This window comes from Arthrobacter sp. D3-18 (genome assembly GCF_054408525.1).
Map to the genome: position 1 here is coordinate 1,590,459 of NZ_CP096440.1, position 25,410 is coordinate 1,615,868.

Sequence of the window (25,410 nt, forward strand, 5' to 3'; positions counted from 1 at the left end):
GGAACGCCTTGGTTACTTGGCGGGGAGCTGGACGGCCTTGCTGCCCGGCTTCCAGCCCTGGGGGGTCTGCTCGGCGGCAGTGGGACGGTCCTTGTACCATTCGGCTGTGAGCTTGGCCCAGGTTCCGTCAGCGATGACAGCGTCCAGACCGGAGTTCAGGGCATCAATCAGCGGCTGGTTGTCCTTGTTCACTGCGTAGGCGGTGAAGTTCTGGGTGTTGACAACCTTCTCGGCGATCTTGGTGTTGTCGCCGTCCTTGACCTGGCCTTCTGCCTGCTGGGAAGGTGCAACCCAAGCATCGATCTGGCCGTTCTTGACGTTGCCGTAAACGGTGTTGTAATCAGGGAAACGGACCGGCTCGATCTTAAGCGTGTTGGTCATGTAGTCATCCTGGACGGTGCCTTGGACAACGCCGATGCGCAGGCCTTCCTTGACGTCCGCGAAGCCGGTGACCTTGGAGTCGCTCTTGGTCACGATTGCCATGTAGCCGAAGTCGTAGCCATTGGTGAAACCGACCGTCTTGCGGCGGGCGTCCGTGGTGGAGATCGAGGAGGATCCGACGTCGAACTGCTTGTTGCCCACCTGCGACAGGAGCGCTGAGAAGTCAGTGGACGCAAACTCGACCTTGAGCCCCAGCTTGTCACCAATTGCGCGCAGGAGTTCGTTGTCGTAACCGGTGAACTTACCGGAAGGATCAATAAAGATGTTCGGCGGGGCGTCGGAAAGGGTGCCCACGCGCAGGGTGCCGTCGGTGATGAGGCCCAGCTTGGACTTGTCGATCTTGTCCAGCGCCGTAACGTCAGCGGTGGTAAGCGTGTCCAACGACTTCTGGTCGCTACCGGCCAGGGCGTCGGTGGGGGAGCCGCTGGGCTCGGAGGTTCCTCCGCCGCACGCTGCCAGGGAAATCACCAGGGCTGCAGCCACGGGGGCAACAGACAGCCACTTAGGGGCTTTGAATTTCATGAAGAAATCACTTTCATCGGGTCACAGAGACGTTTCGCGGTGGGCGGGGAATGCGGCAGCAATACGAAGGTTGGCTGCTCTAGCAGACTTCAACCCGCCAAACTTAATTATGTCACCAGCCCGCCAGCGCACCGTGAATCGAAGAAATGGTTGCCAACACTCGATTAAGCCGAACAAAGTTCCCGTAAGCAGACCTCCTGCTCCGGACTATTCCGGCGGCCCAGCCTTGCGCGGAATCCGCGGGAGGCCAACCTTGAAAATGAGGTTCCCGAAATTGCTGTGACTTGCGTCGCAAAAGGAAACGGTCGCCTGCTCTCCGGGGTTAAAAGCCGCCCCGGCTAGCATCTTCAGGCGGAAGGACCGGCCACTCGCCCTCGATGACCGCAGTGGGCTTACTGCGCCGCAAGTACTGCTGGAAATCAGCGGCCTGGGATGCCGCCCAGTCTACTTGCAGCTGATGCAACGCCGGCGCCGGCATCTGCAACTTGGGGAATTTGCCGGCCATGGCATCCAATACACGGAGCGTAGCGAGAGCGTCTGCAGCGGAAGTATGCGCGTTTGTCAGGTCCACACCGTATTCCTCGCACAAAGCGGTAAGCGTGCGCTTTCCCTTGCGGTAACGGTCCACCTGCTTGTTCATCACATAAGGATCCAGCACGGGGAAGCGACTGAGTTGGGGGACGCCGTAGCGTGCGGACTCGGCCGCCAACACAGTGAAATCGTAGCTGGCGTTGAAAGCAATGACGGGAGTGCCGTCGTCGAATAGTCCTTGGAGTACCCCGGCCACCTCTCGCGTGACGTCGGCCGCCGGGCGGCCCTCTGCACGGGCTTTCTCTGTAGTGACGCCGTGCACCTCGCTGGCTTCGAGCGGGATTTCAACACCGGGATCTGCCAGCCACTCGTGCTCTGCGATGAGCTCCCCGTGGGCATCCACGACAGTGATGGAAGCGGTGACGATCCGCGCCGACCGTGAGTTCTTCCCGGTGGTCTCGAGGTCGAATGCGGCGCGGGAGAGGGTGTTCCAGGAGCTCATGTCTTCAAGCTACCGGCTGGGTCCGACACTCTTCGGGCACGACACTCCTGCCGTTACGCTGAACACATGCGGATGGAGTATGTGACGGCGGTTCTGGCCGTTGTGGACCTTGTTCCATCGGGTTCGGCGGTCTCCTACGGTGACGTCGCAGAGCTTTTGGGAGCCGGTGGACCGCGGCAGGTCGGCGCAGTGATGAGTCACTATGGCAGCTCCGTTGCCTGGTGGCGTGTCTTGCGCGCCAGCGGCGAAGCGCCCCCGGGTCACGAAGCCGACGCCCTGCGGCATTACTTGGAGGAAGCCACCCCGCTGCATGGCGCATACGAGGCCTTCCTGAGGACGGGTGAAGGCCGTTGGCGCGTCGATCTGACAGCGGCCCGATGGACGCCTACCGACTCTGATTTCGACCAACTGGATGTGATCTCGGACCAGTTGGAGCGTCAACTCCATAAATTGTCGGTGCCCGATGATGAAATGAATGTGTGACCGCGACTCCTGCCAAAACCCGCCAAGCACCGGCAGCCCTCCGCCTGCTCCCGCCGCGTGAAACCCACTACGCGGCTCCTGTCCTGTCTCCGGACCAAAGAGCAGTCGTTTCCCTCCCGCAAGGGAGCGGCCCTGTCCTCGTCCCCGGGGGTCCGGGAACGGGTAAATCAACAGTGCTGGTGGAATCCGCAGTCCGCCGCGTCCGTGAGGATGGCTTGGACCCGGAACAGGTTCTCGTTCTTGCTCCCGGGCGCCACGCCGCGGCAGCATTGCGCGACACCTTCACAGGACGGCTGGACCGCAGTCTGAGTACGACGCCGGCACGCACTTGGGCGTCCTACGCCTTCGACGTTATCCGGCGGGCAAAGGCGGAAGGCATACTGCCGCTGACGCGGCCACCTAAGCTTCTCTCGGGCCCCGAACAAGACCTCATCATCAAGGAATTGCTGGAAGGCCACTCCCGTCCGGGATTCCAGCTTCCTTGGCCGGAGGACCTCGCAGCAGCACTTCCCACCCGCGGCTTCCGTCACGAAATCCGACAGTTGTTCGACCGAATCATCGAATCGGGGCGAACCGCCGAGGACCTGGTCGGGCTGGCTTACGAATGCGGACGGCCTGATTGGATGGCGGCTGCCGAACTGTACAGCGAGTACCGGGATGTCCTGGACCTCCGCATGCCTGAGGCCTTTGACCCTGCTGGAATCATCACCACGGCGCGGCAGATTTTCCAGGACTCGCCGGCCTTCCTGGCTGCTGAGAGGGAACGACTCAAACTCATCCTCGTGGACGACGCCCAGGAATCGAATCCTGCTGTGTTCGAGCTCCTTGCCGACATCGGCGAAGGCAAAGACGTCGTGGTGACCTACTCACCGGATACGGTCGTGCAAGGCTTCCGCGGCGCACGCCCGGACCTGGTGTCAGAGCTGCCAACACTGCTGGGAGGCGCACAGCAAAACGTTCTCGAACGCCCACTGTCTGTTACCCACAGGCATGCGCCTGAAGTAGCGGAGGCGTGGACCCGGGTCGCGAGCCACATCTCGCAGCGCTCGGGTGGCCAGTTGGCCCGGCAAATGGAACAACCACAACATCCGGACGGCATGCATCCTGCATCTGCCCGGGATGGTCGGGTGGAGGGTCATGTGCTGCCGTCAGCTGTCCACGAGTTGAGATACGTTGCCCAGCGCATCCTCGAAGCTCAGCTGCGGGAATCGCGGGAGTTCAGCGACATCGCGGTGATCGTCCGGAACGGCGGGCAAATTTCCCAGTTGCAGCGTTACCTGAGCGGCCAGGGGATCCCGGTGCGTGTTCCAGTGGCAGACTCGGCCGTCCGAGACGAAGTCGCGGTGCGTCCCCTGTTGGAGGCCTTTGCCATTGTTCTGGACCCGGCAAAGCTGACGCCGGAAACGGCAGTTTCCCTCCTCACTTCCCGCATCGGCGGAGCCACGGCCATCGAACTGCGCAGGCTACGCCAGTCCCTGCGCCGCGAGGAGCTCCTGGGCGGTGGCGGTCGGTCCAGCGACGCTTTGCTGGTAGAGGCACTGCTTCAGCCCGGTGCCCTGGCGTCGCTGGGTATTGAAGGCAGTTCTGCCCGTCGGCTCGCCCGCATGATCGCAGCCGGGTCCGCCGCCGCCGCGGAACCCGGGGCCAACGCGGAATCTGTTCTGTGGGCTTTGTGGCACGCCACCGGCTTGTCTTCCCGCTGGGCAGAAATGGCACTTGAAGGAGGCAACGCAGGTGCACGTGCCGATAGGGATCTTGACGCCATGATGGCGTTGTTCCATACAGCCGAACGGTTCGTGGACCAACTGCCCGGTTCAGGTCCCGAACAGTTCCTGGACTACTTGCTGAACCAGGAACTTCCCATGGACACCCTTGCCGCGCGGGCACAGCTGGAGGCCTGCGTGGAGATCATGACCCCCGCAAGCGCCGCCGGTCGGGAATGGCCGGTGGTGATCGTAGCGGGCCTCCAGGAAGGCGTATGGCCCAACACCCGATTGCGTGGAGAGCTGCTGGGCAGCACTGTCTATGCCGACGCAGTGGAGCATGGAGTGGACTACGCCCTTCGGCGCGGGCCCCTGAGCAGGCTCCGGGATATTCGTTACGACGAACTCAGGAGTTTTTCGACCGCCGTATCCCGGGCCCGTGAAGTATTGATCTGCACCGCGGTGTCGTCTGAGGATGAGCAACCCTCGGCTTTCCTGGACTACGCGGCGCCTTTGGGTACGGGTGAGTACAAGCGCGACTACACCCCAGTTGACCGGCCCATGACGTTGAGGGCACTGGTTGCGGAACTACGGCAGCACGTTCAGGCGGAAGACGCCGCTGGCGGTGAAGCGCCTACCTCGCACGAGGCCGCCCGGATATTGGCCAGGCTCGCCAGCACGGAACCACCCGTTCCGGGTGCACACCCGGACACGTGGTGGGGTTTGGCGGCCCTGAGCTCCCAGGAAGCCGTGGTGCCGCCCGGCGGTACCGTTTCCGTCTCACCTTCCAAAGTGGAGGCCGTACATAAGTCGCCGTTGGACTGGTTCGTCCAAGCAGCCGGAGGGGAAGCTGCCACCGACTTCGCACGGAGCCTGGGCACCTTGGTCCACAGCATTGCCCAGGAGCTTCCCGATGCTTCAGGAGCCGAGTACGTGGCCGAGCTCGTACGCCGTTGGCCTGCTTTGGGCATGAAGGACAACTGGGAAGGAAAGCTGGATTTCCAGCGGGCGGAACTGATGGTTCGGAAGTTGGCCCAGTACGTGCTCATCATGCGCGGCGACGGAAGAAGCTTGCTGGCCGTGGAGCACGACTTTGAAGTTCAACTACCTGATGTCACCTTGGACGCCGGCGGTGTCAGTCGTCCTCATGCTCTTGAAGAGGAGGCCACGCGCCATGCGGTACTACGCGGTCAGGTGGACCGGCTGGAGATAGATCCGGAGGGCAGGCTCGTGATCGTGGACCTCAAGACCGGCAAACGGCAACCCGGCAAAGCGGAGGTTGCCAAGCACCCGCAACTTGGTGCCTACCAGGCCGCCGTCCTCAAAGGTGCTTTCCGGGACGCCGGAACCGGGGACGGAACGCCCGACGTCGATTCCCTTGCGGCGTCCGCGAACGGCTTTGCCCCCGGCGGCGCCGTGCTGGCCCAACTTGGGACCAAGACCAAGAGTCCCGCAGTACAGCAACAGGATGCGTTGGATCCCGCGGACAACTGGGCCGAGGGGCTGGTGAATGAGGCAGCCGCCCTGATGGCCGGTGCAACGTTCGAAGCACGGCACGACCCCGGCAAGGGTGGGCATGGCGGCCATGGATGCCGTCTACCTGACGTTTGCCCGTTGTGCGCCAGAGGAAAGCAGGTCACCGAATGACAACCGAACTCCTGGACGGCTTTGCCACCAGCAATCCGGGCGTGGAGGAAGTCCCCGAGCCAAGGTTCTCTCCTTCCGAACTGGCCAACATCCTGGGCGAAAAGAACCACCCTACGCCTGAGCAGGCGGCCATCATTGCCTCCCCTCTTTCACCGCGCCTGGTAATTGCCGGGGCAGGTTCTGGTAAGACAGCCACCATGGCGGACCGTGTTGTATGGCTGGTGGCAAACGGCTGGGTGCGCCCTGAAGAAGTCCTCGGCGTGACATTTACCCGCAAGGCTGCCGGAGAGCTGGCGAGCCGGATACGGTCCAAGCTGGCCACGCTCCAGCGGATAGCGGCGGCGGACGATGGCAGCATAGGGTTCCCGGAGGGACTTCTCGGCGCAGACGACCTCGAACCCAAAGTGTCCACGTACCACTCCTATGCAAGTGGCATCGTTTCGGACTACGGCCTGCGATTGGGCATCGAGCGGGATGTCGTCTTGCTGGGAGGCGCACAGTCCTGGCAATTGGCCAGCGAAGTTGTGGAAGCATATGACGGCGACTACGAGCACTTCACTGCCGCCAAATCCACGCTCGTCAATGCAGTCATCCAGCTGGCGGGGGAGTGCGCAGAGCACCTTCAGAATCCCGGGGAAGTACGGGACTGGGTCCTGGAGCGCGTTCAGACCTTTGAGCAGCTTCCCTACATAACCGGTGCCAAGAAGAATCCAACGCAGGCAGCAGGAGAACTTGCGGCCATGCTGAGGACTCGCGCCAGCGTTGCCGACATGGTGGTCCGTTACCAAGAAGCGAAGCGGCAGCGCGGTGTCCTGGATTTCGGTGACCTCGTAGCGCTCGCAGCCCGAATTGCGAGCGATATTCCGCTCGCTGCCACCACTGAACGTGCCCGCTACAAGGTAGTGCTCCTGGATGAGTTCCAGGACACCTCCCACGCCCAGCTTGTTCTCTTCTCCCGTCTTTTCGGTCAGGGCCACGCAGTTACCGCTGTGGGCGACCCCAACCAATCGATATACGGCTTCCGAGGCGCTTCCGCGGGCCAGCTCTTCCACTTTGTGCAGGAGTTTCCCGTCCGGCAGGAGGACCACCCCGGCGGCTCTGAATCCTATTCCGTTGCCCCCACTTCGTATCTGACCACCGCCTGGCGGAACGGCAGGAACATCCTCCGGGCCGCCAACACCATCGCAGCGCCCTTAAACAGGTCGGCGGCACTGGATGGTCCGGCTGGCGAGAGGGAAACATCGAGTAATGTCTCAGTGCCCGCGTTGGTTCCAAGCCCGGCTGCGGTTGATGGAAGTGTGGTGATCGGTCGCTTCGGCACGGATGAAGACGAAGCCGCAGTGATAGCCCGCGATGTCCATCGCTACCAACGGACTGTTTTCGAAGAAGAGGAGGACGGCACTCCGGTCAAACCCACCATGGCGGTCCTCTGTCGCCGACGGGCGCAGATGGAATGCCTCCGCCGCGAGTTCGAGCTCCAGGGGATTCCCTACGAGATCGTTGGACTTGGCGGTTTGCTGGACACACCGGAGATCGTGGATCTGGTGGCGACCTTGCGGGTCCTTGCCGATCCAGGACGTTCCGACGCCCTGATGAGGTTGTTGGCCGGGGCGCGGTGGAGGATTGGTCCTGCAGACTTGATGGCCTTCAGTGACTGGTCCCGCTTCCTGGCTCGGCGGCGATCGGCTCCGGAAGCCGAGCCTGAATCCTTTGATGACAACGAGGAACCGTCAGGGACCGTCATTGAAAGCGACATCACGGATGCCGCAAGCCTCGTGGAGGCCCTTGACTTCCTTCCTCGGCCAGGCTGGACGTCCGGTCACGGGAGGAGCCTGAGCGCTGCTGCCCTGGATCGGCTGACCCGTCTTGCTTCGGAACTGCGCTCCCTGAGAAGCTACATCGGCGACGACCTCACCACACTTCTTGGCGAAGTGGAACGTGCGATGCTCCTGGACATCGAAGTGGCGGCTAAGCCGGGAATCAGCATCCACCAGGCGCGCCGCAACCTGGATGCTTTCCAGGATGCTGCAGCCGGGTTCCTGCAGACGTCGCAGCGCATTGACCTGCTGGCGTTCTTGTCGTGGCTGGAGGCTGCAGCCTCCGAGGAAGGTGGCTTGGATGTAGCCCCCGTTGAGGCGAATCGGGAAGCAGTGCAATTGCTGACCGTCCACGCTTCGAAAGGCTTGGAATGGGACGTTGTTTTTGTCCCGGGCCTCAACGCTGGTTCATTCCCCAGCAACAGGGATTCGCGGTGGAGCACCGGCGCCGCGGCCTTGCCGTGGCCCTTGAGGGGCGATCGCGCCGACCTTCCCCAGTGGGATCTTGATCAGCCTGACCAAAAGGGATGGTTGGACGCAGAGAAGGACTTCAAGTCCGAGGTCCAGCATCACGGTGAGGCCGAAGAGAGGAGACTCGCCTACGTTGCTTACACCCGGGCGAAGTTCGTACTGTGGGCTTCCAGCGCTGCCTGGAATGGCTCTCGGTCGGGAATGGCTGGCATGTCTGCCTTCCTTTCCGAACTGGCGCCGCTTGCGGGAGTTGCTGGAGAGGCTAATGAAGCCGACAGGACGCAGTCGGTCGGCAGTACGCCGTCAGCCGGCAGTGCGGTGGTCCATGCCGAATCGGTGGCCGAAGAGGCCTTGCCTGAGGAGAGCCCCTTGACGGCAGCGCTCGAGGTTGCCCACTTCCCCTACGACCCCTTGGAAGGACCGTCAGACCCACGGACCGGAGCCCGGCTGAGGCTGACTCCGGGCAGGCGGCTGGCAATGGATCGAGCCGCCGCCATGGTCCGTGGATACATCGCGGAACCCCGCCCGGCCCCTACAGACGAATTGACTGGTGCCGCCCGGAAATGGTCCCAGGAGGCCGAGCTACTGCTGGATCGCCAACGGCAGCTCAAGACCGTTCAGGATGTCCACCTGCCCAGCCACATTTCTGCCTCACTTTTCGTTGACCTCGGTGCTGACCCTGCCGCCGTCCTATCCCAGCTGCGCAGGCCCGTTCCCCGCGAACCGGGCATATCGGCGCGCAAAGGTACCGCCTTCCATGCATGGGTCGAGGAGTACTTTGGCACAACCGGCATGCTGGACCTTGATGAAGCGCCGGGTTCGGACTCCCACATCGACGAGGCCTATGGCTTGGATGACATGGTGTCGGCGTTCAAGCAGTCCGAGTGGGCCCAGCGCGCTCCGGCTTTCGTCGAGGTACCTGTGGAAACGCGGATCGGCGACGTCGTAGTCCGTGGGCGCATCGATGCCGTGTTCCGTGATGCTGACGGCCGCTGGCAACTCATCGACTGGAAAACCGGGCGACGCCCCGCAGGTCAGCAACTCGCCACCCGGGCGGTGCAGCTGGCCGTCTACCGGCTCGCATGGGCACGACTCAGAGACGTACCCCTCGAGGAGGTCAGCGCGGCGTTCTACTATGTGGCTGACGACGCCGTTGTGCATCCGCACGATCTTGGCAGCGCCGAGGAACTGGAGCTGATCGTGGCGAAGGCTTTGAACAACAGCGCTGACCAGTAGGAAAGCCCTGGAACCCGGGAAAGCACTGGAACCCGGGAAAGCACTGGGTTCCGGGTTCTGGGTTGTTCCAGGTCCCGGGTTCTAGGAACGTTCCGCCGCGTGAAGCGGCGTTACGCTGACAACACTGATAGCGGCAGTGGAGGTCTCGTCGTGGTGTGACGCCGTGCCGGAGCCGCTTTCTTCGGAGCCTTTTGATTCATCAGCGTCGGGAATTGCCGCCACACTGACTGCAGGCTTGTCGGCCCGTGCATCCGCTGCTCTCGACTGCGCGGCCTCGTGCTCAGCAGCTTCATTCTCGGCGGCCTCGTCCTCAGCGGCCTGTGCAGCTTCTTCGTCGCGACGCACCTGCTCGTCGATGTCATTGGCGAGTGCCTGAAGCATGGACTCTGCTTCTGCCGTCATGCTCTGGTGCCCTGCCGCCATTGCCTTGACCAGATACTGGGCAAGGGCGAACTCGGCCAGCAGGGCGGCCCTGCGGAGAAGGTGCGCATCCGGGGTCTCACGGCGTGCTTGGGTGTAGTGGCTCAAAACAGCCTCAACAAACGAGGCCTCGTTGGATGCCACCAACCAGGCGAAGTCGTCTGCAGGATCCCCGATCCTGAGATCGGTCCACCCCGTCAGGGCTGTCACCGTGTCATCCTGGACCATCAGGTTGTCTTCATGAAGGTCGCCGTGAACCACCGAGGGATTGAAGCGCCAAAGGGCAACGTCTTCGAGGGCGTGCTCCCAGCGACGCAGCAAGGTAGCCGGTATCTTGCCGGTGGTTGCCGCTTGGTCAAGTTCGTTGAGTTTGCGTTGCCGGAACTCATTGGCCGAGTAACTGGGAAGGTCTGCATTGGTGACCAAGGTCAGTGGCAAGTCATGAATGGCTGCCAGTGCTGTGCCGACCTCCCGGGCCAAGGCGGGACTTCCGGCTGACAGTTCTTCTATGGAGAGCATGGAGCCCTGCAGGTGGGCGTAGACGAACGTCGTCAGTGCACCTTGCCTCACAGTGCCGGCGATGGTGGGCACATGAAAGGGTAGTTCAGCGCGAATGGCAGGTGCGAAGGCTCTCAGCACCATGAACTCGGTTTCCAGCCGCGTGCTGGCTTCCGGGTGGCGCGGTGAACGGACTCGCCAGCGTTTGCCTTCTCCGTCCAACAGCAGCGCCGAGTCGAAGTCGGCGTCGTCGTCGGGGGAATAGGCTGCGGCCGTTGGCGAAAGGCCAGGCACCGCCGCTGTTGCTATGGCGGCCAGTTCGAGCGGTGTTCTTCTCACGTTCTCCACGGTAGATTGAGTGCGGCCTGTGGCCATGATGCAGTGCGGCGAGTCTTCAGATCCGCAGCAAATGCGTAGGAAATGTGGGGCAAAACATTGCTCAAGTGCCCAAGCGGGCAACCGCGCGGGGTGGTGTCCACAACAGTGGACCTCGCCAAATGTTTTTTGTCGGTACGAGTCAGTACGGTAGATACATGAGTCAAACGGAGTCGCCGGCGCTTGCCAATCACCTGATGGAGACTGTTCTTCCCGTCCGTCCTGCGATGGTGGATCGCGGCTCGGGCGTGCGGATGAAGCCGGGCATGGTTGAGGATCTCATCACCTCCGGCACCGCCAAGGCCATGGTCATTTCGCAGCGAAAAGCGTTGGTGACTGCTGATGGCCTGTGGTTCGGAGACGCTGCGCCGCTCTGGAACGCTCTTAATAGGTTGGAAGGCGGCGCTGTTGCTGCCATCTACCTGGGCACCACCTTGACGTCGTCCTCCTTGCCGGAGGGGACGTCCGTTGTGCTGTTCACAGTTGCTGAACCGCCAGCGCCCGGCATCGCCACGGTGCCGTTGGATGCTGAGTGGGCCGGTTTTCGGGACGTCGCGGCACGTCTTGACGCCAAGGACACCGCTTTGTTCATCGAGGCCAGCGCCATCTCCAACTGGCATGCAACCCACACACATTGCCCGCAGTGCGGCACGCCCACGGACATCGAGGCCGGAGGCTGGGTCAGGCGTTGTCCCAAGGATAACTCGGAGCATTACCCGCGGACGGATCCCGCCATCATTGTCACGGTGGTTGGCCCGGACGGCCGGCTCCTGCTCGGCGGCGGAGGGCCCGTCGACGCCAAGAATTACTCCACGCTGGCAGGATTCGTTGAGCCCGGTGAATCGCTGGAGCAGGCTGTCGTCCGGGAAATCGGGGAAGAAGTGGGTGTCCGCGTGACGGCCTGCCAGTATCTCGGTTCGCAATCCTGGCCGTTCCCCGCTTCCCTCATGTTGGGATTCACCGCAAGGACAGACGACGCCGTTGCCATGCCCGACGGCGTAGAGGTTACCCGGGCACGGTGGTTCAGCCGGGAGGAGCTGCAGGAAGCCGTGTTGAGCGGTGAAATCACCATCTCAACGCGCCTGTCCATCGCGCGTTCATTGATTGAGCATTGGTATGGCGGCGTCATCGAAGACCTGCAGCCGTGACCGAAGGGATTTTCGACGGCGGTGGCTCGCTTGAGGAGCGCATCCTCGGTGGGCTGGACGAAGAACAGCGGGAAGTTGCCAGTACCTTGACGGGTCCCATGTGCGTCCTCGCAGGAGCAGGCACGGGAAAGACACGTGCCATCACTCATCGCATTGCTTACGGCGTTCACTCCGGGGTTTACAGTCCGCAGAGACTGCTGGCCGTGACCTTCACTGCCCGGGCCGCAGCTGAGATGCGTAGCAGACTCCGCGATCTTGGTGTCGCCAACGTTCAAGCCCGCACATTCCACGCGGCCGCATTGAGGCAGTTGCAGTTCTTTTGGCCGCAGGCAATTGGCGGCACTTTGCCCAATCTCCTGGATCACAAAGCCAACATGATCGCCGAGGCCTCCCGCCGGCTTCGCCTGAGCACTGACCGTGCATCCATCAGGGACCTGGCAGCCGAGATCGAGTGGGCCAAGGTTTCCATGCTGACTCCCGCTAATTACTTGGAGAATGCACAAGGCCGTGGAACTCCCGGAGGCTTCGACCTCACGGCGGTCTCCCGCGTATTCCAGGCCTATGAGGACATCAAAACCGATCGCAATGTCATCGACTTCGAAGACGTCCTTCTCATAACAGTGGGTATCCTCCAAGAAGACCCGAAGGTAGCGGCAACGGTCCGGGAGCAATACCGTCATTTCGTGGTGGACGAGTACCAGGACGTTTCACCCCTGCAACAGCGGCTTTTGGATTTGTGGCTCGGCGGACGGAACGAGTTGTGCGTGGTGGGCGATGCCAGCCAAACCATTTACTCCTTCACCGGCGCCTCACCCAAGCATCTTCTCGGGTTCAAAGGGCAGTTCCCCGGAGCGACCGTCGTCAAGCTCGTTCGCGACTATAGGTCCACGCCGCAAGTGGTGAAGTTAGCCAATGAGCTCTTGGGTTCCCGTCGAAGCGGTGGCCCGGTGGCAGATGCCGCGTGGGCTTCGCCCCTCAAGCTCGTTGCCCAGCGGCCCTCCGGCCCGGAACCGCGGTTCATGGAGTGCCCTGATGACGAGGCTGAGGCAGCTGTGGTGGCCGGCAGGATTCAGGAACTGCTCACCAGTGGTGTCAAAGCCAGTGAGATCGCCATCCTGTTCCGCACCAACGGCCAGTCCGAAGCGTACGAGCAAGCCCTGGCCTCTGCCGGGATTGGCTACCAGCTCCGGGGAGGGGAGCGGTTCTTCGCGCGCAAGGAAGTCCGCGATGCGATCCTCCAATTGCGCGCGGCAACCCGTGCCGTGGCGGAGGGGCCGCAGGAACCCCTGGGCCAGATCGTGCGGGACATCGTTGCCTCACTTGGTTATACGGAGGCCGCCCCCCACAACGGCGGAGCGCTGCGTGAGCGTTGGGAATCCTTGGCAGCTCTGGTCGCCTTGGCCGATGAGCTTGCTGTCAGCCGCGGGGAGTCCTTCACCTTGGCTGAGTTCGTCAACGAGCTTCAAGAGCGCTCGGTCGCGCAACACGCACCCACTGTTCAAGGTGTCACTCTTGCTTCCCTCCATGCCGCCAAGGGCTTGGAATGGGATGCCGTGTTCCTGGTGGGTCTCAGCGAGGGACTGATGCCCATTTCGTTCGCAGATACCCCCGAGGATGTGGACGAAGAACGAAGGCTGCTTTATGTCGGCATCACCCGGGCAAGGGAGCACCTGAATCTCTCATGGTCCACAGCCCGAACACCGGGTGGCCGGGCCAACCGCAAGCCGTCCCGGTTCCTCGACGGACTTCGCCCCAATTCCGTGGCTTCCGCCAACGCGCGCAGCAAGACAGGTCCCACGCGACGGAAAGCTGCCGCCCCGGCGTCGTGCAAGGTATGCGGAAGCATGCTCGCAAGTGGAGCCGAACGGAAGGTGGGACGTTGCAACCAGTGCCCGCCTAGCTACGAGGAGCAGACCTTCGATGCGTTAAGGCAGTGGCGCAGGGATGAGGCCCAGTCGGCCGATGTTCCGGCGTATGTTGTCTTCACGGACGCTACGCTGACGGCCATCGCGGAGGCGAAACCGGCATCGCTCGAGGAACTTGCCGGCCTCGCGGGGATCGGCCCCTCCAAGCTCGAACGCTACGGCGAAGCTGTCCTGGCAGTGCTCGCTGAGAGCAGTGAACTCTGATGACCCGCCGATCTTCCTCCGACACCGGCATTCCGCTCATCACCGACGACGGCGCTCCAGTTGTCGTGCGTCGATCAGCCAGACGGCGGCGAACCGTCGCTGCATTCTGGGAAGACGGCAAGGCTGTGGTCGCCATCCCTGCAAGCTTCACTCAGTCCCAGGAACGGGAGTGGGTCCGCCGAATGTTGGCCAAGCTGAAGAAACAGGGGGAGCGGCAAACGGGTGCGGGCGGGCGTCGTCCTGCCACGGATCAAGCCCTCGCCAAGCATGCCGAACACCTTTCAAAGACGTACCTCGGAGGGCGGGCGGTCCCGACGTCGGTCCGCTGGGTAGCCAACCAGAACTCCCGGTGGGGTTCGGCAACTCCTGCGGACGGCACCATCCGGCTTTCCAACAAGCTTCAGCCCATGCCGCAATGGGTTATTGACTACGTCCTGGTCCACGAGCTCGCGCATTTGCTGGTGGCGGGTCACAACGCCGAATTCTGGAGTTTGGTTGAGGCCTACCCTGACACACAGCGGGCAAAGGCCTTCCTGGAGGGCGTTGCCTTCGCTACGTCCCGGGGACTCCCCGTCGATTCAGGGTCCGAGGATCCGGACGATTCGGCTGTAGACCTGGCTGACTAAGACGTCAGAGGCTTGACCCCACAGCTTCTCCCAGCCGCACCTGCCCTTAACTGCACCGGTCCTTAACTGCACAACGGCCGCCATGAAATGGCAGCCGTTGTGCAGTGTTTTTCCGAGGTTTTGCCTACCTGCCTGGCGCCTCGGGGTCGGTGTCATCCGTTGCCGTTTCATCACCGGACGGGTTCTCCGCGGAATCTGCCTGGGAATCCGAGGCTTCAGCCTCATCGGCCTCGGCGGAGTCGTAACCGCCGCTCAGAAGCTTCTGCAAGGCGTCGTCAACCTCGCTATCACTGGCCTCGGCAAGGCGTCGACGTTCGGAGAAGCCCTTGGGATCGTCAAGGTCTTCTCCGGTGGGCAGGAGATCCGGGTGGTGCCAGATCGCGTCGCGGCCGGCGATGCCCCTTTCTTCCTTCAGGGTTGCCCACAGTGTTGCTGCTTCCCGGAGCCTGCGCGGGCGAAGTTCCAAGCCGACGAGGGACGAGAACGCGTGCTCGGCCGGACCGCCTGTGGCACGACGACGACGCACAGTTTCGCGCAGCGCGGTGGCTGATGGCAACACCTTGTCGGTTGCTTCGGCAGTGAGCTCGTCTACCCAGCCCTCCACCAAGGCAAGAGCCGTTTCGAGCTTCTCCAACGCGGCAGTCTGGACGGGCGTGCGTTCCGGTGTGAACACTCCCTGGGACAGTGCTTCCTGAATACCCTCGGGGTTGCTCGGGTCGAGGTCGCGGGCGAGGTCTTCAATGCGGGACATGTCAATGTGAATGCCGCGGGCGTATGCCTCGATGGCTCCAAGGAGGTGGCCACGCAACCATGGGACCTGGACAAACAGCCGCGCATGGGCGGCTTCACGGACCGCAAGGAAGAGCCGAACGTCGTTCTCGGGGAGGCTGAGGCCTTCCCCGAATTTGGTTACGTTTGCCGGCAACAGCGCCATTTCCAGGTCTGCCAGGGGGACACCGATGTCGGTGGAACTGACAACCTCGGCTGAGAGTGCGCCGATGGCCTGTCCCAGTTGCATGCCGAAAATCGCTCCGCCCATGTTCTGCAGCATGGAGGAGGCACCGCCCATCATGGACTTCATTTCCTCGGGCATTTGCTGGGTGAGAGCGTTGGACAAGGCATTGGCGATGCTGTTGGCCACGGGCTCGGTCAGGCGCTTCCACGTCCCCAGGGTCGCTTCAACCCATTCGGCCCTTGACCAGGCCCTACCAATCAGGCCGGTCGCCGAGAGATCAGTAACCGGGTCCAGCCAAAGTTCTGCAAGCCTGAGCGCTTCGTCGATCTCCCTGGCCTGTTGGGAGTTGACCGAGGGATCGCTGCCGGCAGCGGCGACGCGCCGTGCATTCTCGTGGGCGAGCTGCCAATTCACGGGACCTTCAGATGTAGAACTCATCATCGCCTGTACCTGGGCGAACATCTGCTGAAGGAGTTGGGGATCGTTGGGCAGACCCGCGGCCTTGGCCAACTCAGCGGGATCGATGTTGCCCATGCCCTGGCCGCCCATCAGGTTCTGTAGCATTTCTGCCAGCGGATCCTTGGGGGTTTCGTCGTCGTTGGACGGATTGTTGGGGTTGGAAGTCATGGTGCCGCCGATCGTCGAACTGGCTGGTGATCTCTTTCACCGTACCGCGCGGCCGGAAGGCTGTCTGCCCGGAGGAGCTGCCGTTCGCTGTAGGCAAAGCAGTCCTGCAACGTCAGACCGCGTACTGTTGATGTTTGGTATGTGCCGCCGCCGCCTTCGGCGGCAGGAGCCATGGATCCGGTCACGCAAATGCCGGCATAGAGAGGCCTCAATGCTTACTTCGCCCAGCCCCGAGGGCTCATTGGACCCGCGTCAAACGCCCGACGCCGATTCCGCCTCCACGCCGCCGGCACCGCCCCGTGACGGCCGCTATATGATCATGGTGATTTCCGGTCTCCTCGCACTCGGCCTGGGCATCGGGGCGGCAGCGTTGCCGGTTCCGTATGTCATAGAGTCAGCGGGTCCTACCTTCAATACCCTGGGCAAGGACGGCGACAAGCCTGTCATCAGCATTTCCGGCCGTGAGTCATTTCCAGCGAATGGCAACCTTGACCTGACCACAGTCGTCATGACCGGGGGTCCTAAGAGTCCGGCCACCATCTTCGATGTCTTCCGCGCCTGGTTGGATCCCTCCAAAGCCATATATCCCGAAGAGCTCATCTATCCCAAGGGCACCACCGCCGAGCAGACGGTGCAACAAGGTGAGATTGCCATGGAAACATCGCAGGAGAACGCGGTGGCCGCAGCCTTGCGTGAGCTAGAGATCCCCTTTGAGCAGAAGCTGAACGTCGCAGGTCTATCAGACCCTTCGCCATCCTCCGGGAAGATCCAGGAAGGTGACCGGCTGGTCTCCATCAACGGCAAGGCAATCACGTCCATGAGCGTGGTCCAGGCCGAACTGGCCGCGGGCGCTGGTGCCCCGGTCGTCGTCGGCGTTGACAGGAACGGCACTTCGGTTTCCGAAACGATAACCCCCACCAAGAACCAGGCGGACCGTTACGTTCTGGGTGTGCTGCTGGCCAGCGATTTCACGTTTCCGTTTGACGTCAGCATTTCCTTGGACAATGTTGGCGGACCCAGCGCAGGCATGATGTTTGCCTTGGGGATCGTGGACAACCTCAAACCGGGGGACCTCACTGGCGGCAAACATGTGGCGGGCACCGGCACGATCACCGCCGATGGCGCTGTGGGCCCCATCGGGGGCATCGCCCAAAAGATGATCGGCGCCCGTCATCAGGGAGCCACCATGTTCCTGGCGCCGGCATCCAACTGTGCCGACGTCGTGGGCCACGTTCCGGACGGGCTCCAGGTTGTCAAAGTGGAAACTCTGGCGGACGCCACCTCGGCCGTAGAGCGGCTGGGATCCGGTCAAGACACGGGGAGCCTCCCCACCTGCACAAACAACTAGACTGACGGTGGAACTTAGCTTTACCGCCACTCGTGGCATAGATGACGGCCCCTGCCACATCCCAGCGGCAGGGAAAGTCAACACGCGCACACCGACTGTTCACTGACACCAATGAGGTACAGAGTTTGTCCCGTCCCGCCAGCTCCAACCCGCCCGGAAGATCACCGCTGAGACGAGGTGCCCTGACGCCGACGCTCATTGTCGTGGCAGTGGCCGTCGTCGGGTTCATTTTCTTCGCCAATGTGTGGACTGACGTCCTGTGGTACCAGCAGCTTGGCTTCTTCGAAGTTTATATCCGCGAAAACCTCGCCAGGATCATTACGTTCCTCATCGGTTTCGCCATGATGTTCGCCGCTGTTTTCTTCGCCATCAGGATCGCCTACCGCTCCCGGCCCGTCTACGCTCCGGATGCTGAGGCCCGGGACAACCTTAACCGTTACCAGGCACAGCTTGAGCCTGTCCGCCGGGTTGTCATGATCGGCCTGCCCATCCTGTTCGGGCTCTTTGCTGGAAGTGCGGCAGCGAGCCAGTGGCAAAAGGCCCTGTTGTTTTTCAACCAGGAGCCGTTCGGTCAGACAGATCCGTTGTTCAACATGGATATCAGCTTCTATCTGATGACTCTGCCGTTCCTGGGTTTTGTCACCGGGTTCCTGATCAGCATCGCCGTTGTTGCCGGTATTGCAGGCATCCTGACGCACTACCTCTACGGCAGCATCCGCCTCATGGAACGCGGCATCTTCACGAGCAGGGCAGCGCAGATCCATATCGCCGTCACCGGCGCCCTTTTCCTGGTCCTGCTGGGCATCAATTTCTGGCTGGACAGGTACACAACGGTCCAGAGCAACTCCGGCCGCTGGGCAGGCGCCCTGTACACGGATGTTAATGCCGTTGTACCCACCAAGGCGATCCTTGCCGTAGCCGCGGGCCTTGTTGCCATCCTGTTCATTATTGCGGCGATCATTGGTCGCTGGCGTCTTCCGGTGATCGGCACGGCGATGTTGGTCATCACGGCCATTCTGGCCGGTGGGGTTTACCCGTGGGTTATTCAGCAGTTCCAGGTTCGTCCGTCGGAGAACACCTTGGAAAAGGAGTTCATTGATCGAAACATCAAGATGACGCGGGCTGCTTACGGTCTGGACAAGATCGACGTGTCTGCTTATAACGCCACCACCACGGCGACTACCGGTGCCTTGGCAGCGGACGCGCAGACTACTGCCAATATTCGCCTCCTTGACCCGAACCTGATTTCCTCGGCGTTTGCTCAGCTTGAGCAGTACCGCCCGTACTACCAGTTCCCACAAACTCTGAATGTTGACCGCTACATGGTTGACGGCAAAGTCCAGGACACCGTTATTGCGGTTCGCGAGCTGAACCCGGATGGCCTGAGCGCCAATCAGCAGACATGGGTTAACAGGCACATCGTCTATACCCATGGTTACGGCGTCGTCGCAGCCAAGGGCAACAAGTTCACGGCCGACGGCAAGCCCGAGTTCCTTCAGTCGGGCATTCCGTCCAACGGCGTCCTCGGAAATGACACTTCATACGAACCCCGTATCTACTTCGGCGAGAATTCTCCTGAATACTCCATCGTCGGCGCGCCCGATGGTGCCCCGAACCGCGAGCAGGACCGGCCAGCGGGCCGTGAAGGTGGCGGGGAGACGCAGTACACCTTCAGCGGCAACGGTGGACCAAACGTCGGCAACTGGCTTAATAGAATCCTCTATTCCATCAAGTTCCAGTCTTCGGACCTGTTGCTCTCGGATGGCGTCAATGCGGAATCCCAGATTCTCTACGAACGCAATCCGCGTGAACGCGTTGAGAAGCTGGCCCCGTACCTGACAGTCGACGGCAATGCGTACCCGGCAGTCGTTGACGGCCGGGTCAAGTGGATTGTTGACGGCTACACCACTAGCCAGTACTTCCCGTACTCCCAGCCGCAACAGTTGCAGAACGCCACTGTGGACTCGCAAACCAGTGCCGGGCGTACCGTCGCTCTGCCGAACAGCTCGGTGAACTACATCCGCAACTCCGTCAAGGCCACCGTGGATGCCTATGACGGCTCGGTCAATCTTTACGCATGGGACGACCAGGACCCCATTCTGAAGGCATGGCAAAAGGTCTTCCCGACGGTCATCAAGCCGTACTCGGAAATGTCCGGCGACCTCATGAGCCACGTCCGTTACCCCGAGGACCTGTTCAAGGTTCAGCGTGAACTGCTCGGCCGGTACCACGTGACGGACCCGGACAGCTTCTACCAGAACAACGATGCTTGGAGCGTGCCGAACGATCCCACCGTTTCGGAAGCAGTCAAACAGCCGCCGTTCTATATGTCACTGCAGATGCCTGACCAGGAGAAGCCAGCGTTCCAGCTGACTTCGTCCTTCATTCCACAAACGGTCAACGGCAGTGCCCGAAACATTCTGTACGGGTTCCTCGCGGCTGACTCGGACGCTGGTAACGTCAAGGGCGTCAAGGGGGAGAGTTACGGAAAGCTGCGGCTCCTGGAGCTCCCCACCGATACCCAGGTTCCTGGCCCCGGACAGGCGCAAAACAAGTTCAACTCTGATCCCACTGTGTCTCAGGCGCTAAACCTTCTGCGACAGGGCGCATCAGATGTGCTGAACGGTAACCTGTTGACGCTTCCCGTGGGTGGCGGCCTGCTCTACGTGCAGCCCGTCTACCTGAAGTCCACAGGTGAGACGTCCTACCCCACGCTGCAACGTGTGCTCGTGGCCTTCGGCGACAAGATCGGCTTCGCACCCACGCTGGACGAAGCACTTGACCAACTGTTCGGTGGCAACTCCGGCGCGACTGCCGGTGACGCGGATAACAACGGCCAGACGCCTACCTCACCTCCTGGCACCACTACACCGCCCGCTGGCCCCACTGATGCCAAGGCTGAACTCAAGGCAGCCCTGGACGAGGCCAACAAGGCGATCCAGGATGGCCAGGCGGCATTGGCCAAGGGCGACTTCGCCGGCTACGGTGCGCAGCAGACCAAGCTGTCAGAAGCCCTGAAGAAGGCCGTGGATGCGGAAGCACGTCTGGGTGCTACCACGGCTCCAACTGCGACGCCGGGGGCTACTCCGAGTGCGACGCCGTCGCCTTCACCAAGCAGCTAGCTCTGTAGGCGGTTGTAAGGCCGGTGCCTGCTCCCTTCCGGGGGTGGGCACCGGCCTTTTCCGTGGGCGAGACGCACATCACGTCGCCACGATTTGGTCTGCCATTCACCGGACGGTAATGTTGTTCTTGCGACGCGGGGTGGAGCAGTTCGGTAGCTCGCTGGGCTCATAACCCAGAGGTCACAGGTTCAAATCCTGTCCCCGCAACTGGAGAAAAGGTCCGGATCAGTAAACACTGATCCGGACCTTTTGTTTTGCCCTGATGCCTTCCACCGGCGCCTCCAAGCCCCACCTTCTCTCACTTGCCTCGGGCTTGAGCCCCACGCTGTCTCACTTGCCTCGGGCTTGAGCCCCACGCTGTCTCACTTGCCTCGGGTTTGAGCCCCACGCTGTCTCACTTGCCTCGGGTTTGAGCCCCACGCTGTCTCACATCCCTCGGGCTTGAGCCCCACGCTTGTAAGGCGTTGGCAGGCGGATGCAGAAGCTCCTTGTGGCTGCCGGCCAAGGTGACAGCGAAGTGTTTTGGCTTGGGGGAGTGATCTGCGGCACCTTGGGCGCCATATGGTCAGAAGCACCCCGGAGGGTGCGGTAGAGTTGTTCTTGCGACGCGGGGTGGAGCAGTTCGGTAGCTCGCTGGGCTCATAACCCAGAGGTCACAGGTTCAAATCCTGTCCCCGCAACTGGAGAAAAGATCCGGATCAGTGACAACTGATCCGGATCTTTTGTTTAAGTGGTTACGGGTGCACCGGTGTTAGCATCAAACCCGGATTTGCTGGGGTAAGGAACGGATGGGACGGCCCAATGGTCAACGACGACTACAAGTTAGGCCTCGAGCGTGAAGTCCTTCAGAGGGACGGTCCGGTTGCTGTGTATCAGCAGGTGGCAGACGTTCTGACCGATCAAGTCAGCCGCTTGGAGCCGGGGTCGCGGATCCCCACGGAAGAGTCCCTGATGGATGCCTACGGCATTAGCCGGACCACTGTCCGGAAGGCGATCGAAACACTTGTTGTGAAGGGCCTGTTGGTCCGTAGGCAGGGCAAAGGGACGTTCGTGATGGCTCAGCGCCCCGTCAAGATGCTGAATCGTCTGGCACCGTTCATGGAGACGTTCACGGCGGCCGGCATGAAGACCGTCAAGGGACTCATCGAATACAAGTGGATGGAGAAGGACAAATCGGTGCCAGCCAAGCTGGTTTCCGACGACAACCTCGTTTTGGTCATCCGCCGGTCCTACTCAAGTGGCGGATGGCCCTATGCCATTGCGGAGATCTTCATCCCGTCGCATATTGGTCGCCACATCAGCCTCGCGGATGCCGAACGGAACTCCATCTACCAAGTCATCCAGGACAGGACGCTGAAGCCCCTCCATCGGGCGGAAATCACCGTGACCATGCATGCACCGCCAGAGCACTTGGCAGATGCTCTCAACGTCCGCGGGTTCGCTATGGTGCCACGCTTGGAGCGGACCACCTTGGGCCCTCATGGAGAGGTCCTAGAGTGCACTGTGACCTACTTCCACCCCAAGGGATTCGAAATCCGCGCTGAAGTGGCAACCGACGCCAGCCCCACCCAGGATTCGGCGGTTCCTTCGGCAGGTTAGGTGAAAAACGCAAAATGAGCCGGATCCCTGAGAGGAGCCGGCCCATTTCTTGGTTCAGCGGTACGTTGTGGGCAGTCCGCCCGATCGGCGGTTGCGGCCCGGTTAGTTCCTAGAGCTTGTCGAAGTCAGCTTCGTCTACGGTTGCGCCTGTTGATGCAGGGGCTCCTGCGCCAATCGCAGGCTTGGAACCGCCCGACTTCAAGGCTGCAAGGCGGGCCTCGATCTCTGTCTGCTCTCCGAGGTCTTCGAGCTGGTTGAACTGCGCATCGAGGCTGGAGCTGGCGAGTTCCTGCTGGCCCAGGACCTTGGCCTCTTCGCGGCGGATCTTCTCTTCGAAGCGGCCCACCTCGCTGGTGGGATCCATGATGTCGATGCTCTTAAGGGCATCGTGCACCTGGGACTGCGCGGCAGCGGTCTTGGAGCGTGCCACCAACTCGTTGCGCTTGGCGGTGAGCTGGTTCAGCTTATTCTTCATCTGGTCAAGCCCGGTCTTGAGCTTGTCCACTACCTCGGTCTGGGAAGCGATGCTCGGTTCTGCTGCCTTTGCCTCAGACTCCGCAGTCATCTGGCGCTGGATGGCTACCTTCGCCAGGTTGTCGAACTTCTGGGCATCAGTCGCGTCACCGGCAGCGCGGTACTCGTCGGCTTTCCGGGATGCTGCCAGAGCCTTGTTGCCCCAGTCCTGAGCGTTCTTGACGTCTTCGTTGTAGTCCGCCTGCAGCATCCGGAGATTGCCGATGGTCTGGGCCACGGCTGATTCGGCCTCGGCAATGTTGTTCGTGTAGTCGCGGACCATCTGGTCCAGCATCTTCTGCGGATCCTCAGCCTGGTCCAGCAAGGCGTTAATGTTTGCCTTGGCGAGCTGCGAGATCCGACCGAAAATGGACTGCTTAACCATGGTGTTGCCTTTCGTCCTGCTCAGTGGTGACACTGAAATCAGTGATCAGTTGTTGTAACGCTCCTATGCGGGGCATGGACCCCGCCTAGTCTGTCTGGCTAGAAGCTGCCGGAGTCTCCGCCGCCAAAGTCGCCTCCGCCGCCGCCCCAATCGCCGCCGCCACCGGAATCGCCGCCGAAGAAGCCACCGCCACCTCCGCCGTCATTGCCGCCGCCCCAGCCGCCTCCTCCGCCGTTGAGGATGGAGTTGATGAGGATGCCGCCGAGGATGGCGCCGCCGAGGCCACCGCCTCCGCCACCTCCGCCGAACATTCCGCCACGTCCGTAGCCCTGCCCTTGGTCGGCGTAACCGAACTGGTCGACGTCGGACTGCGCGAGTTGGGCAGCCTGCGCTGCAAGCGAATGTGCCTGCTGTGCGTAGGTCAATGCGGTGACGGGATCATTGCGGGAGATGGAGAGGGCGTAGTCGAGGTTCCGCTGAGCCTCGGCCAACCTCGTCCGGGCCTCAGTGCCTACACCGCCGCGACGGGCTGTAATGTAGTCCGATGTTGCGCTGATCTGTGCCTGTGCGGCCATGATTGTCTGCTGCAGCGAGGCTTGGGCCCGCCGGGCCTGCTCCTGCTGATCACGGATACCGGACAATGACTGGTCGAGAGCCTGATGAGCTGACTCTACGCGACTCAGAGTCGCGATGGGATCGATCTTTCCGCCTTGGATCTCGATCTTCACCTGCGCCAACGCGGCTTCCACGCCAGCCACGGGACCGGCGAGTTCCGGGTGTTCGCCGGACTGGATCATCGCACGCGCTTGGGCAAGGTCCTGGCTGGTCTCCGCTACGGCGCCTTCCAGAGAGGCGCGGGCCTCATCCAAGCTGCCGGCAGTCTTGGAGATGGCATCGATCAGCACGTTGGTCTGGTGCAGGCTTTCCTCCGCCGCGCGGACTGCCACAGCTGCCAGGCTGTTCTCGCCCGTCGCCAACTTCTCTTGGGCGGCAGTGACGGCATTCTGAACAAACGCGAGTCGCTCCTTGGCCTGCAGAATGTTGTCTGAGACCTGAGCCAACGCGGATTCGGCGTACTTGGCGCGCAAGCCCTCAAGGGACCGCTCTGCGCTGGCAATCTTCGCATCCGCTTCTTTGGCTCCCGCAGTCACTGCTGCCAAAGCTTGAGGGGCGTTCTTCTCAAGCTCGCGCAAGGAGTCAAAGTCAGCTTTCTGGTCGCGCAGGGACGCCAAAGCGGCTTCTGAACGGCGAATAATCTCGCCAAGCCAGCTCCGCTGCTGCTCTTCGGTGTCAGGGATATGGTCGTCCAACTGCTGCTGCAGCTTGAAGGACTCCGTCATGTGGCCCTTCGCCTCTTCCAAGGCTTTGGTGAAGTTGCCAATCGCGGAATCTCCGTACTGCGCCTGCGCAAAACCGAGTTCCTGCTCGCTGGACTTGATAGCGTCGTCCGCCTCGATCAACAGCGAGCCGCTCTTCTGGCGCAGTTCCGGAATACTGAGGCCAGCCAGAGGGTCAAGTTCCTCACCCTGCGGTCCGTAGCTGGCGCTGACGGCCTTGGTGGTGCCCTTCTTGCGGCGGTTTCGGAGGTAGAGGTATGTACCGGCGCCGCCTGCTGCAACCACGCCAACCCCGACGAGGACGCCTACGCCGGCGTTGCCGCTGGGTACTGTTCCGCTGCCTCCACCTGCGGCGTCGCCAATGGCAGCAGCAGTATCAATGGCTGCCTGGGCGTAGTCTTTTTTGCCGCCGGCCAGATTGGCGACGACGGCGTTTTGCGCGATAGCAGATTGTTTGGAGTAGATGGAGCTGCCCGAGTTAAGGGTGAAGTTGTACTGGCCTGCCGTCGAGATGGCCAGAACGGCGTCTGCCTTGCCCATGCCCCTATTCTTGGCGACGGTCTCTACCCAGTCGGCGGGATTGGTCGGGTTCTCGAACTTGTCCACCGTGACCACGTACAGGTTGTACTTGTGGTCCTTGAGCGTCTTTTGGATGGCTTCCTGGACTTCGCCTTTTCGGCCACCTAGGACGTTGGCGTCGTCCACGATGTTTTGGCCGGACGGAATCGTCACCGGATCGGCAGCCCAGGCTGCGCCAGCTGGCAGGGCCAACATTCCAGCCAGGCCGATAACGGCGAGTACGCGTTTAACTATTGACCGCATGTGCAACCCTTCAGCACGTCTGCGACTGGAACAAGGCGTACCAATCGTCACAGAATGCTCAGCGCCCCCACGCATGGTGTAAAGCCGCAGGTCGCTGTGGCAATTCCTCTTGATTCTATGGTGCACCCCATAACCCGTCCACAGGGGTGAATA

General features: G+C 61.8%; 15 protein-coding genes and 2 tRNA genes. 11 read left to right on the forward strand and 6 right to left on the reverse strand.

Features of this window, described 5'->3' with window-relative positions:
* Positions 1 to 12 precede the first annotated feature (12 nt).
* Together M1D89_RS09485 and M1D89_RS09490 are read right to left on the reverse strand one after the other, a co-directional pair.
* Complete coding sequence (locus tag M1D89_RS09485) at positions 13 to 963, reverse strand: ABC transporter substrate-binding protein (RefSeq protein WP_498650049.1); 951 nt, start codon at positions 961 to 963, stop codon at positions 13 to 15.
* Positions 964 to 1,285: 322 nt separating this feature from the next.
* Positions 1,286 to 1,996: a 3'-5' exonuclease gene (locus M1D89_RS09490; RefSeq protein WP_498650052.1), complete on the reverse strand. Its 711-nt coding sequence runs from the start codon at positions 1,994 to 1,996 to the stop codon at positions 1,286 to 1,288.
* Between the two features lie 66 nt (positions 1,997 to 2,062).
* Between M1D89_RS09490 and M1D89_RS09495 the strand changes: the two genes are divergently transcribed.
* Genes M1D89_RS09495 through M1D89_RS09505 form a run of 3 tightly spaced genes read left to right on the forward strand, consistent with a single transcriptional unit; the run spans position 2,063 to position 9,353 of the window.
* Positions 2,063 to 2,479 (forward strand): MGMT family protein, encoded by a 417-nt coding sequence (locus M1D89_RS09495; RefSeq protein WP_498650055.1) that lies wholly within the window; start codon positions 2,063 to 2,065, stop codon positions 2,477 to 2,479.
* Entirely contained in the window at positions 2,476 to 5,829 is a 3,354-nt protein-coding gene (locus M1D89_RS09500) for an ATP-dependent helicase (RefSeq protein ID WP_498650057.1), read from the forward strand. The genes M1D89_RS09495 and M1D89_RS09500 overlap by 4 nt, the downstream gene beginning before the upstream one ends.
* On the forward strand, positions 5,826 to 9,353 hold the full coding sequence (locus tag M1D89_RS09505; protein ID WP_498650059.1) for an ATP-dependent helicase: 3,528 nt from the start codon (positions 5,826 to 5,828) through the stop codon (positions 9,351 to 9,353). The genes M1D89_RS09500 and M1D89_RS09505 overlap by 4 nt, the downstream gene beginning before the upstream one ends.
* An 81-nt stretch (positions 9,354 to 9,434) precedes the next feature.
* Here the strand turns inward: M1D89_RS09505 and M1D89_RS09510 are convergent, their stop codons facing one another.
* Positions 9,435 to 10,610: a macrolide 2'-phosphotransferase gene (locus M1D89_RS09510; protein ID WP_498650061.1), complete on the reverse strand. Its 1,176-nt coding sequence runs from the start codon at positions 10,608 to 10,610 to the stop codon at positions 9,435 to 9,437.
* A gap of 194 nt (positions 10,611 to 10,804) precedes the next feature.
* Here M1D89_RS09510 and nudC point away from each other — a divergent pair, with 194 nt between their 5' ends.
* The 3 genes from nudC to M1D89_RS09525 are packed head-to-tail and all read left to right on the forward strand — an operon-like array spanning position 10,805 to position 14,549.
* On the forward strand, positions 10,805 to 11,794 hold the full coding sequence (gene nudC, locus M1D89_RS09515; protein ID WP_498650063.1) for an NAD(+) diphosphatase: 990 nt from the start codon (positions 10,805 to 10,807) through the stop codon (positions 11,792 to 11,794).
* Positions 11,791 to 13,923 (forward strand): ATP-dependent DNA helicase UvrD2, encoded by a 2,133-nt coding sequence (locus tag M1D89_RS09520; RefSeq protein ID WP_498650065.1) that lies wholly within the window; start codon positions 11,791 to 11,793, stop codon positions 13,921 to 13,923. Before nudC ends, M1D89_RS09520 begins: the two co-directional genes overlap by 4 nt.
* Entirely contained in the window at positions 13,923 to 14,549 is a 627-nt protein-coding gene (locus M1D89_RS09525; protein WP_498650067.1) for a M48 metallopeptidase family protein, read from the forward strand. The genes M1D89_RS09520 and M1D89_RS09525 overlap by 1 nt, the downstream gene beginning before the upstream one ends.
* A 124-nt stretch (positions 14,550 to 14,673) precedes the next feature.
* On the opposite strand, the gene M1D89_RS09530 is transcribed toward M1D89_RS09525, so the two are convergent.
* Positions 14,674 to 16,131 carry a zinc-dependent metalloprotease gene (locus tag M1D89_RS09530; protein ID WP_498650069.1) on the reverse strand — a complete coding sequence of 486 codons (1,458 nt, stop codon included), beginning with the start codon at positions 16,129 to 16,131 and terminating at the stop codon, positions 14,674 to 14,676.
* 211 nt (positions 16,132 to 16,342) lie between these two features.
* On the opposite strand from M1D89_RS09530, the gene M1D89_RS09535 reads away from it, so the two are divergent.
* The 5 genes from M1D89_RS09535 to M1D89_RS09555 all read left to right on the forward strand — a co-directional run bounded on the left by M1D89_RS09535 (position 16,343) and on the right by M1D89_RS09555 (position 22,200).
* Positions 16,343 to 17,479, forward strand: coding sequence for a YlbL family protein (locus M1D89_RS09535; RefSeq protein WP_498650072.1), 1,137 nt, complete (start codon positions 16,343 to 16,345; stop codon positions 17,477 to 17,479).
* 41 nt (positions 17,480 to 17,520) lie between these two features.
* Positions 17,521 to 20,601 (forward strand): UPF0182 family membrane protein, encoded by a 3,081-nt coding sequence (locus M1D89_RS09540; protein WP_498650075.1) that lies wholly within the window; start codon positions 17,521 to 17,523, stop codon positions 20,599 to 20,601.
* Between the two features lie 133 nt (positions 20,602 to 20,734).
* Positions 20,735 to 20,808: transfer RNA gene (locus tag M1D89_RS09545), tRNA-Met, on the forward strand.
* Between the two features lie 399 nt (positions 20,809 to 21,207).
* Positions 21,208 to 21,281: transfer RNA gene (locus M1D89_RS09550), tRNA-Met, on the forward strand.
* A gap of 121 nt (positions 21,282 to 21,402) precedes the next feature.
* A complete protein-coding gene (locus M1D89_RS09555; RefSeq protein ID WP_498650077.1) occupies positions 21,403 to 22,200 on the forward strand; it encodes a GntR family transcriptional regulator in 798 nt (265 codons plus the stop codon).
* A gap of 109 nt (positions 22,201 to 22,309) precedes the next feature.
* Here M1D89_RS09555 and M1D89_RS09560 read toward each other — a convergent pair whose 3' ends face one another.
* Complete coding sequence (locus M1D89_RS09560; protein WP_309073066.1) at positions 22,310 to 23,098, reverse strand: PspA/IM30 family protein; 789 nt, start codon at positions 23,096 to 23,098, stop codon at positions 22,310 to 22,312.
* 98 nt (positions 23,099 to 23,196) lie between these two features.
* A complete protein-coding gene (locus tag M1D89_RS09565; protein WP_498650080.1) occupies positions 23,197 to 25,257 on the reverse strand; it encodes a TPM domain-containing protein in 2,061 nt (686 codons plus the stop codon).
* Positions 25,258 to 25,410 lie beyond the last annotated feature (153 nt).

Coding starts and splice junctions, on each gene's coding strand:
- M1D89_RS09485 (WP_498650049.1), bottom strand. CDS start 963: ATGAAATTCAAAGCCCCTAAGTGGCTGTCTGTTGCCCCCGTGGCTGCA.
- M1D89_RS09490 (WP_498650052.1), bottom strand. CDS start 1,996: ATGAGCTCCTGGAACACCCTCTCCCGCGCCGCATTCGACCTCGAGACC.
- M1D89_RS09495 (WP_498650055.1), top strand. CDS start 2,063: ATGCGGATGGAGTATGTGACGGCGGTTCTGGCCGTTGTGGACCTTGTT.
- M1D89_RS09505 (WP_498650059.1), top strand. CDS start 5,826: ATGACAACCGAACTCCTGGACGGCTTTGCCACCAGCAATCCGGGCGTG.
- nudC (WP_498650063.1), top strand. CDS start 10,805: ATGAGTCAAACGGAGTCGCCGGCGCTTGCCAATCACCTGATGGAGACT.
- M1D89_RS09525 (WP_498650067.1), top strand. CDS start 13,923: ATGACCCGCCGATCTTCCTCCGACACCGGCATTCCGCTCATCACCGAC.
- M1D89_RS09530 (WP_498650069.1), bottom strand. CDS start 16,131: ATGACTTCCAACCCCAACAATCCGTCCAACGACGACGAAACCCCCAAG.
- M1D89_RS09535 (WP_498650072.1), top strand. CDS start 16,343: ATGCTTACTTCGCCCAGCCCCGAGGGCTCATTGGACCCGCGTCAAACG.
- M1D89_RS09540 (WP_498650075.1), top strand. CDS start 17,521: ATGACGGCCCCTGCCACATCCCAGCGGCAGGGAAAGTCAACACGCGCA.
- M1D89_RS09555 (WP_498650077.1), top strand. CDS start 21,403: ATGGTCAACGACGACTACAAGTTAGGCCTCGAGCGTGAAGTCCTTCAG.
- M1D89_RS09560 (WP_309073066.1), bottom strand. CDS start 23,098: ATGGTTAAGCAGTCCATTTTCGGTCGGATCTCGCAGCTCGCCAAGGCA.
- M1D89_RS09565 (WP_498650080.1), bottom strand. CDS start 25,257: ATGCGGTCAATAGTTAAACGCGTACTCGCCGTTATCGGCCTGGCTGGA.